General features: G+C 41.7%; 8 protein-coding genes. 6 read left to right on the top strand and 2 right to left on the bottom strand.

All coding sequences use genetic code 11. The features are described 5' to 3' along the window. The 6 genes from IM507_RS15340 to IM507_RS15315 all read left to right on the top strand — a co-directional run. The coding region (locus tag IM507_RS15340; RefSeq protein ID WP_287637290.1) for a tetratricopeptide repeat protein at positions 1-1,366 on the top strand (1,366 nt) is incomplete at its 5' end. A 442-nt stretch (positions 1,367-1,808) separates the two neighbouring features. Further along, positions 1,809-3,437, top strand: a complete 1,629-nt coding sequence (gene hcp, locus IM507_RS15335) for a hydroxylamine reductase (RefSeq protein WP_287637289.1) — start codon at positions 1,809-1,811, stop codon at positions 3,435-3,437. An 85-nt stretch (positions 3,438-3,522) separates the two neighbouring features. Continuing rightward, positions 3,523-4,239 (top strand): bidirectional hydrogenase complex protein HoxU, encoded by a 717-nt coding sequence (gene hoxU / locus IM507_RS15330; protein ID WP_002734546.1) that lies wholly within the window; start codon positions 3,523-3,525, stop codon positions 4,237-4,239. 8 nt (positions 4,240-4,247) lie between these two features. Then, positions 4,248-4,481: a hypothetical protein gene (locus IM507_RS15325; RefSeq protein ID WP_287637288.1), complete on the top strand. Its 234-nt coding sequence runs from the start codon at positions 4,248-4,250 to the stop codon at positions 4,479-4,481. Positions 4,482-4,645: 164 nt separating this feature from the next. Beyond that, positions 4,646-5,107 (top strand): hypothetical protein, encoded by a 462-nt coding sequence (locus IM507_RS15320; protein WP_069475225.1) that lies wholly within the window; start codon positions 4,646-4,648, stop codon positions 5,105-5,107. Positions 5,108-5,184: 77 nt separating this feature from the next. Continuing rightward, positions 5,185-5,733, top strand: a complete 549-nt coding sequence (locus IM507_RS15315) for an NADH-quinone oxidoreductase subunit B family protein (protein ID WP_002733074.1) — start codon at positions 5,185-5,187, stop codon at positions 5,731-5,733. A gap of 483 nt (positions 5,734-6,216) precedes the next feature. Here the strand turns inward: IM507_RS15315 and recG are convergent, their stop codons facing one another. Beyond that, positions 6,217-8,685: an ATP-dependent DNA helicase RecG gene (recG, locus tag IM507_RS15310; protein ID WP_123229881.1), complete on the bottom strand. Its 2,469-nt coding sequence runs from the start codon at positions 8,683-8,685 to the stop codon at positions 6,217-6,219. A gap of 185 nt (positions 8,686-8,870) precedes the next feature. Beyond that, positions 8,871-9,776 (bottom strand): hypothetical protein, encoded by a 906-nt coding sequence (locus IM507_RS15305; RefSeq protein ID WP_069475228.1) that lies wholly within the window; start codon positions 9,774-9,776, stop codon positions 8,871-8,873. Between the last annotated feature and the right edge of the window lie 332 nt (positions 9,777-10,108).

Below are 10,108 nucleotides of genomic sequence, written 5' to 3'. Positions count from 1 at the left end.
TAATTTAGGCAGATTTGAAGAAGCGATCGCATCCTACGATCGAGCTTTAGAAATTAAACCTGATTACCCTGATGCTTGGTACGGCCGAGGGGTTGCGTTAGGTAATTTAGGCAGATTTGAAGAAGCGATCGCATCCTACGACAAAGCTTTAGAAATTAAACCCGATTTCCATCTAGCTTGGAACTACCGAGGGGTTGCGTTAGCTGATTTAGGCAGATTTGAAGAAGCGATCGCATCCTACGACAAAGCTTTAGAATTTAAACCCGATGACCATGATGCTTGGAACTACCGAGGGGTTGCGTTAGCTAATTTAGGCAGATTTGAAGAAGCGATCGCATCCTACGACAAAGCTTTAGAATTTAAACCCGATGACCATGATGCTTGGAACTACCGAGGGATTGCGTTAGGTAATTTAGGCAGATTTGAAGAAGCGATCGCATCCTACGATCGAGCTTTAGAAATTAAACCCGATTTCCATCAAGCTTGGAACAACCGAGGGAATGCGTTAGATGATTTAGGCAGATTTGAACAAGCGATCGCATCCTTCGATCGAGCTTTAGAATTTAAACCCGATTACCATGATGCTTGGTACAACCGAGGGATTGCGTTAGGTAATCTAGGCAGATATGAAGAAGCGATCGCATCCTACGATCGAGCTTTAGAAATTAAACCCGATTACCATGATGCTTGGTACAACCGAGGGATTGCGTTAGGTAATTTAGGCAGATTTGAAGAAGCGATCGCATCCTGGGATCGAGCTTTAGAATTTAAACCCGATTACCCTGATGCTTGGTACGGCCGAGGGGTTGCGTTAGGTAATTTAGGCAGATTTGAAGAAGCGATCGCATCCTGGGATCGAGCTTTAGAATTTAAACCCGATTACCATGAAGCTTGGTTTATCCGAGGGGTTGTGTTAAATAATTTAGGCAGATTTGAACAAGCGATCGCATCCTACGATCGAGCTTTAGAAATTAAACCCGATTACCCTGATGCTTGGAACAACCGAGGGATTGCGTTAGGTAATTTAGGCAGATTTGAAGAAGCGATCGCATCCTGCGATCGAGCTTTAGAAATTAAATCCGATTACCATGAAGCTTGGGGTAATCGAGGATATGTTTTAACTTGTATGGGACGATATAAAGATGCACTAGAATCTTGTGATCGTGCTATTAAAATTAATCCAAATTATGCTAATGCTTACTACAATAAAGCTTGCTGTTATGGCTTACAAAATAATGTGGAATTAGCTATCGAAAACTTACAACGCGCCATCAATCTTGATGTCGAATATCAGGATATGGCAAAAACAGATAAAGATTTTGAGCAGATTCGGGGAGATGAGCGGTTTCAATCATTGCTAAGTTAAGTAAATAACAAAAGAGATAACTATCTATGTCGAAAGCAATCCTATCATCAGAGTTAGGGTATAATAACTCTTAAGTTCCAACTTTCGATCCTAATCAGGAGACCGATTGCTATGACACTGGCAAACACCCAGCTAAAAATCGAAAGTTTCGCTCATTATATCATAAAAATCACCAAAAATACTTAATTTAATAAGACAACTAAATAATTGTTTAATCAGTAATTCTTGAGGAAATCTAAAATCAGAACCCAACCGGCAAAAAGAGTGAGAGAATAAAAACATAGTTCAGAGAGGAGAGGCTGTCAAGACAAGCTTTCCAGTCGTAAAATCCATAATTCTTGCTGGGTGAGGGCCGATAACTAACTTTCAAAAAAGCAGAATTAAATTTAGTAGAAAAAAATCGCAACAATCTGTCAATCCACTGAAAAAAGAGAGAAAACTTATGTTTTGTGAACAATGCGAACAAACCGCTAGTGGTAATGGTTGTCATCAGTGGGGAGCCTGTGGAAAAAGTCCCGAAGTCAACGCCGTTCAAGACTTATTAGTTTATTGTCTGCGGGGATTAGCATCGGTGGTTTTAAAAGCCAAAGAAGCGGCGATATCTACTCGCGAAGCCGATATTTTTACCTGCGAGTCGCTTTTCGCCACCATGACCAATGTGAACTTCGATCAAAGACGTTTTACCGATTATATTCAGCGTTGTTTAGAGATTCGGGAAAATTTAAAAGCACAATTGGGATCGGTGGACTGGTCTGCACTTGCTAACTATCAGCCTAATTTTAATGAGAGCCTAGTCAGCCAAGGTCAAGAAGTATCCTTAGAACTAATTGAAAAAGTACAGGATCTCGATATTTTTTCCCTAAAGTTAACCGCTATCTACGGAGTTAAAGGTCTGGCTTCCTATACTTTCCACGCTCAGGAATTAGGTCAAGAGGATGACTCAGTTTATCAGGTTATCCAAGAGACTTTAGCGGCAATTGATCGCAGTGATTTAAACCTGAATGATTGGGTGGCAATCTGTCTAAAAGTTGGGGCAGCAAACCTGCGGGCCATGGAATTATTAGATCAAGGTCATACCGAAACCTACGGTCATCCCATACCGACAAATGTTCCCTTAAATCCGCGTCTAGGTAAAGCCATTTTAGTCTCCGGCCATGATATTAAACAATTAGCAGCGTTACTGGCACAAACTGCCAATACTGGGATAACAGTCTATACCCACGGAGAATTATTACCCGCCCACGGTTATCCAAAACTCAAAGAAAAATATCCCCATCTCTACGGTCATTATGGCACCGCCTGGCAAAATCAAACTAAAGAATTTGCTAAGTTTCCGGGGGCAATAGTTTTAACTACTAATTGTCTCATGCCCCCCCACGAAAACTATGAAAGTAAACTCTTTACCCTCGGACCTGTGGGTTATGCCCATATTAACCGCTTAGAAACAGTGGACGGTGCGATCGATTTTAGTCCCGTGATTGCTAAAGCGCAATCATTGCCCGGATTTACTGAAATAAGCGAACCTCGGCAGGTAATGGTGGGATTTGCCCACAATACCGTTCTCAGTGTCGCTGATACGCTGGTTAATGCCCTTAAACAGGGTAAAATCCGTCACTTCTTCCTAGTTGGGGGCTGCGATGGGGCAAAACCCGATCGCAATTACTACACCGAATTCGTGGAACAAGTTCCCGAAGATTGCATCGTTTTAACCCTTGCCTGTGGAAAATTCCGCTTTTTCGACAAACAATTAGGTACTATCGAAGGATTACCCCGGCTGATGGACGTGGGACAATGTAATGATGCCTATAGTGCCATCAAAATCGCCCTAGGATTAGCCAACGCTTTTAACGTTAGCGTCAACGAGATTCCCCTCTCCCTAATTATCTCTTGGTACGAACAAAAAGCGATCGCTGTACTGCTCACCCTGCTGCATCTAGGTATTCAAAATATCCGTCTGGGACCAACTTTACCGGCATTTATCTCCCCTAACGTCCTCAAATTCCTCTCCGATACCTATCATCTGCAGCCGATTACCACCCCCGCAAAAGACTTAGCCGCTTGTCTAGGTTAAAACTTTCTGTAAAAATCCCACCCTTGGCCACAAATTGTGGCCTATGGGAAGGAGAGGGATATTATCCTCAAGGAGAATAATTTTTATGTCCGTAATCACTTTAAGCATTGATGGCAAAGATGTAGCGATCGAAGCAGGTTCGCGAGTTCTCGCAGCCGCTAGTCAGGTAGGAATAAAAATTCCCGCCCTCTGTCATCTCGATGGGGTTTCCGAAGTGGCTGCCTGTCGCTTATGTTTGGTAGAAATTGAAGGTATTAATAAATTATTACCTGCCTGTGTAACGGAAGTGGCGGAAGGAATGGTGGTTCATACCGATACCCCAAAACTGAAAGAATATCGCCGCATGACAGTGGAATTATTATTCGCTGAAGGCAATCACGTTTGTGCGGTTTGTGTGGCTAATGGTAACTGTGAATTACAAGATTTAGCCATCGAAGTGGGTATGGATCATAGTCGTTTTCCCTACCGTTTTCCCAAGCGAGAAGTCGATATTTCCCATCATCTTTTTGGTATCGATCATAATCGTTGTGTTCTCTGTACCCGTTGTGTGCGAGTCTGTGATGAAATTGAAGGGGCGCACGTTTGGGATCTGGCTTATCGCGGCGAAAAAGATAAAATTATCGCGGGAATGGATCAGCCTTGGGGCAGCGTTTCTGCCTGTACTTCCTGCGGCAAATGTGTTGCCGCTTGTCCAACGGGAGCCATATTCCGCAAGGGTTCCGCCGTTTCCGAAAAAGAGGAAGATCGATCGAAGTTGGAATTTTTAGTTAACGCCAGGACTGAACACCAATGGACGCGTTAAAGTAATCGATGGAGGGCGATAGTGATCGATGGGCGCATTTAGATATCTACGAGCAAAAATTAACCGCCAAGGTAAGGGAGGACTATGATCAGATTATGGGTAATAATCAAGATATCCTAGGGATTGCTGCCCAATACGAAATCTCGGAAATCGATATCCGACGCGCCAAGGATTACGCTTTTGGATCGGGAGTGTCTCGATATCAATTTTTTCCCGAAGGTTTAATGGTAGCAGCTTGGTGAAGACTCGCTGGCGCTCAAGGGAATAATCTTGATCGGATGTTTCTCAATCATGAAATCTACGAATCTGACTTAGTGATTAATCGAGGCTTTTCGCAGCAACAAGCGCATTTACTGGCACAAAAACAATATCCTTGGTCTGATTCAATTCAGCAAACGAGATAATTATGACCACATCACCCGAATCGCAATTTCTGCAAGCCCTAGAAATGTGTCAGTCTCTCTCCAATTTGACGGCGCAATTTTCTAGTATTCCTTGTCGGATAATTGAAATTTTGTCTGATGTCAGTCAAGAGCCTAGGGTTTTGTATTCGCTCTTAATTAAATATTCTAGAGAGGTGGATTCCGCTTTAGTTGCCCTAGATATTTATGCCAAAAGTGCTGATAATTGGCGAGTAAAAGATCGAGATCAAACCTGTTCTCTTGGTTTTGGAGTAAAAGACCATTGCACGATTTTAAGCTGTTTGCTCAATTTCGGCAAACGTCCTTTTTCTTTTATTTCCTATACGGGAAATTTTGCATCGGAGGCGATTATTTTTGAGCTACTTAAAGACTGGAAAAATCTAGATTTAACCCCTTTCTTTGAGGAAAAAATGCAAGAGTTTATCCTGGAGGCAAAAATAGCTTAAAAGAGAATTTCTTTGCGTTTGATCCTTTTGATCAAATTGCAACTCAGCCAAAAAATACCAATCAAGGAATTAAAATTATGTCTAAAATTCGCTTCGCTACTGTCTGGTTAGCCGGTTGTTCGGGATGCCATATGTCCTTCCTCGATTTGGATGAATGGCTGTTAGAATTAGCCGAAAAAGTTGACGTGGTATATAGTCCCGTCGGCTGCGATCTGAAAACCTATCCAGAAAATGTCGATGTCTGTTTAGTGGAAGGAGCGATCGCTAATCAGGATAATTTAGAACTAATTCATCTAGTCCGTCAAAATACCAAAACCGTCGTTTCTTTTGGTGATTGCGCCGTGACTGCTAATGTTCCCGCTATGCGGAATATGTTAGGAACTGCCGATCCCGTGCTAAAAAGGGCTTATTTAGAGTTAGGAGATAACACCCCTCAACTACCAGAAGAACCCGGTATCGTTCCCGAATTATTAGATCAAGTGCTGCCAGTCCATCAAGTCATTCCCATCGATATTTTTATGCCGGGATGCCCCCCCGATGCGGACAGAATTCGCGAGACATTGATTCCGATTTTAAAAGGGGAATTACCGGTGATGGTAGGACGAGAAATGATTAAATTTGGTTAATTGAATCAGTTATCAGTTATCAGTTATCAGTTATCAGTTATAAGATTTGAGTTTTAAGTTTTGAATGAGCAGTATGTATTAAGTGAGCCTCATCAAATGCCAGTTTGCTGCTGTCTTTTCACTGATTATTGATTACTGTTTACTGATTACTGATTGGGTGCATCTCACATTTGTAGAAATACCGACAATCAGCAATTATCAGTGACTCCTAAATTATTACAGATGAGTCAGCGGCTGCGTGTAAGCATCCCACCGAAAAACTAATGCGCGGGGGGTTTGGGGGCGGCGCCACGCCCCCAACGGGGGGTTTGGGGGGTAGAACCCCCCAAAAGCTTGGATTGAGTGATAAAATCGGAAGTAATAGTAAATCCGTTGAGTATGGGCTACATATCAAGAGAGGCACTCCTGCAAAACGGAGAATAAATAATCAGTTTTTAATAACTGGATTTAGTATTACTGTTTACTGATCACTGAACATCTAAATCAAGTTAAAATATCCGCTCCTAACATCCGTTGATATTTAGCTTCTAAAGCTTGTTTCAAATTGGGCAAAGTGATTAAATGGGGATCATCTAACATAATTTTTTCGGCGGCATCTCTTGCCAAAACTAACACCTCTTGATCCTCGACTAAACTAGCGAGGGCAAAATCTGGTAAACCCGATTGTCGTTGTCCTAAAACTTCTCCTGGACCGCGAAATCGCATATCCATTTCCGAGATAAAAAAGCCGTCTTGGGATTGTTCCAAAACCGTCAATCTTTGACGGGAATTAGCACTATTACTGCCACTTAAAAGTAAACAATAGGATTGATGGGAACCTCTGCCGACGCGCCCCCGTAATTGATGCAATTGTGAAAGGCCAAAACGTTCGGCATTTTCAATTAACATCACCGTGGCATTGGGAACATCCACCCCCACTTCAATAACCGTAGTTGAGACAATAATTTGCAGAATATTATCGCGAAAAGCTGTTAAGATTTCCTCTTTTTCGGCGGAACTCATGCGACCATGGAGTAAACCGATATTAAAATTGGGAAAAATCTTTTCTGATAAATTTTGATATTCTTCCACCGCAGCCCTAACATCTAATTTTTCCGATTCTTCAATCAAGGGAAAAATCACATAAGCTTGTCTGCCTTGGGCAATTTCACGCCGAATTAAATCATAGGCAGCCCTTCTTTGATTCCCATTTAAAGCGGTGGTTTGAATCGGTTGTCTGCCGGGGGGTAATTCGTCAATTTGACTCACATCTAAATCCCCATGTAAGGTTAAAGCTAAAGTACGGGGAATCGGTGTTGCTGTCATGGTTAAAACGTGGGGAGACTCTCCTTTACTTAATAATCTTGCCCTTTGTTGTACCCCAAAGCGATGCTGTTCATCAATAACAACTAACCCCAATTTGCGGAAATTAACTGCATCTTGAATTAGGGCATGAGTTCCCACTAAAAGTGGTAATTCTCCTGTCTCCAATTGGGCGTGAATTTCTCGCCGTTTAGCAGTTTTTGTGGAACCAGTTAATAATTCTACGGGTAAATGTAAGAGATTAAACCAGCTAACTAACTTACGATAATGTTGTTCTGCTAAAACTTCGGTGGGAGCCATTAATGCCGCTTGATAACCGGATTGTAGGGCTGCTAAAATAGCATAAACTCCGACAATTGTTTTGCCAGAACCCACATCCCCCTGCACAAGACGATTCATCGGGGTGCTAGAATCTAAATCCTCTAAAATTTCCTCAATAACTCGTTTTTGAGCATTGGTTAATTGAAAGGGAATTATCTGATTAAATTGATCAATTAGTTGACCCTTAGCACTAAAAATAGCACTTTTCTGTGTCTGACGATACTGTTGCCGCCGCCGCAGAAAACCCAATTGTAAAAAGAAGAATTCATCAAAGACTAATCGCCGTCGCGCTTGACTGAGAATATCGGAATTATTGGGAAAATGAATGTTAGTAATTGCTGTTTTTAAATCGATTAATCCGTATTGTTTTTTTAGACCGAAAGGTAGGGGGTCTTTTATCGCCTCTACTGCCCCAAAAGCGGCGACTACAGCCTTTCTAATTAGGTCGGCGGGTACTCCATCGGTGAGGGGATAAACCGGCAGGATACGCCCGATTTTTAAGGACTCAATACTTGCCCCAGAACTGTCTAATAATTCAAATTCAGGATTTTCTAAAGTTAACCCATATTTTCCCGCTTTGACTAAACCACTAACCGCCACCACCGAACCGACGGGATAGAGTTTTTTTTGTCCTTCTTGCCAAGCACGATTATTGTAGCGAGTTCCCGCATAAAAACGGTTTAATTTTATCTGTCCAGTACGATCCTGTAAGAGCAATTCAAAGATAGCTAACTTGGTATTTTTGGGGCTATTAAAACAATTACAGCGCTTGACATTCCCCACTAAAGTTACCGTTTCCCCCTCGGTTAAATTAGCGATATTAACTTGACGACTGTAATCCACATGATCCCGGGGATAATAATATAATAAATCTTCAACTTTGTGGAGGTTTAATCTTTCTAAAAGACTGGCTTTTCTCTCTCCCACTTCCGCTAGATATTTCAAGGGTTGTTCCAGGGTGACTTGCCGTGGAGAATTAGCCTTTGCCGTGATGGGAGTGGTATTAATAATTTTCGCCGCAGCTGGTTCTTTTGGGGTCGGGGTTGCTTCTAAAGTTTGCCGTAATTGTTGCAAAAAATTGCGAGTTTCGGCGACTAATTGTTGTCTTTGTCTGGGATTAAATTGGGAATATTGGGCAAATTTTTGGGCTAATTCTCGCCAGCGATTTCTCTCACTGGTGGCAATTCCCACGGGAGGATTATCCCCGAAACTAAGACACAAAAACTCGCTAAAACGGTACTGATTTCCCTGAAGATCGGGATAACCTTTTTCCGCTTCTACAGATAAGGCTTTTTGTAATCTCACCCAGTCGGGTATTTCCCCTTTCATAATTGCCTCTTGATTCCAAATTTCCCAGTATTATGTTTCCCTAATAAGCTAAGACACATTTTAACCGCCTATCCTTAGATTGGCTAAATCTCCCCAAATCCCTTTACTATTGCCTCTTGCCTCTTGCCTCATCTCAACAAGCAATTTAAATTCTTAATAGCTTACCTCTGTTTAATTATAACTGATTAATCATACCAACTACTGCGCCACGCCGCTTCCGCTTGAGCAATAGTATATTCTTTGCGAAGGTGATAATATTGTTTACCTAGACGATTTAATTGTTCCCAAAGGGAGCGAATTTGATTTCTTTCGACACTTAAGCGCGTATCAGCAAATTCCAGTTCAGCCATTCGTAGATGAATTGCCGTTACTTTAGTGACTTTGCCACTTGAAAAATCATGATCATCCCCATCATCTTCATCTTCATCTTCATCTTCATCTTTTTCTTCCTCTGGTTCAGGGTTTTTAGCTTCTACTAAAATGTTTAACATATTATTTCCTCCACCTAGGGATTGTCCCTCTTCTCCCGCTTGAATTGCCATATCGATAATTTGACTAGGTAGATAAGGGGGAAGAATATAAGCTTTTTGTAGTTGCTGATTAATTTGTTTGGAGAGATGATTGAGAATCTCGATACAGTTTTTTTCCAGCACTCGACAACAATGGAGTAAAATATCGGGGTTATTAATCTCTCCAGTTGCGGCTAGATTTTCCGGTTTGTTTAGAAAAAGTTTTAAGAAATCTGGGGTATTTTTCGTCTCTGCTGGACTTTTAGAGAATCCTACCCCTGAAAATGTCCCTCGATCGAAGCTCTGCTCGCCCAATTGCTGTAAACTGGCTTTAGCCTCTTGTCCTAGAGCTTTGATCTCCTCTTGTAGTTTCTGACGATTGCTGTGGGAGAGAGCCAGAAATTCCCCCCCATAGTAACGGGTACAGATATAATACACTGCTCCGATCGCCTGTTTATAGAGAGATTCACCGAGTAAATCAAGATAAATTCGGTATTTTTCCCGCATTCTTTCGGCTAAATTTGCCACTTCCGTTTCTATGTTCTTTAAATCTTGTTGTAGCTTGTTCAGTCTTCCAGTCATAGAAATTTTACCGAGGGAGAAGTTAGCGATCGGCGAATTCTATTATAGCGACTCATTGTCAGCTATAGCACCCTGACCAGGGGGAGATGCTCAGACTTGATCGATTGTCAGTTATTTTAGCGATTAAGTAAGTAGTTATAATTAAATTGAAGATAGATTTTGCCTCTGATCCCCCCTGCCCCCCTTGATAAGCTGTCCTTTAGTCACATCTTTCTTAACATTTCAAACCTTTGTAGCACAAGGCTTTCAAGACTCGGTTAACAATTTGTAATATTCCTTGTTGACACCCTTACAAAACAAAGAAAAAACTGAAATCAAGTCAGGATAAGGGT

Origin of the sequence: Microcystis sp. M20BS1 (assembly GCF_020245305.1) — a bacterium.
Lineage (GTDB): Bacteria > Cyanobacteriota > Cyanobacteriia > Cyanobacteriales > Microcystaceae > Microcystis > Microcystis ichthyoblabe_A.
The sequence above is the reverse complement of the archived record's forward strand: the minus strand, read 5'-3'. Positions and strand labels throughout refer to the sequence as shown.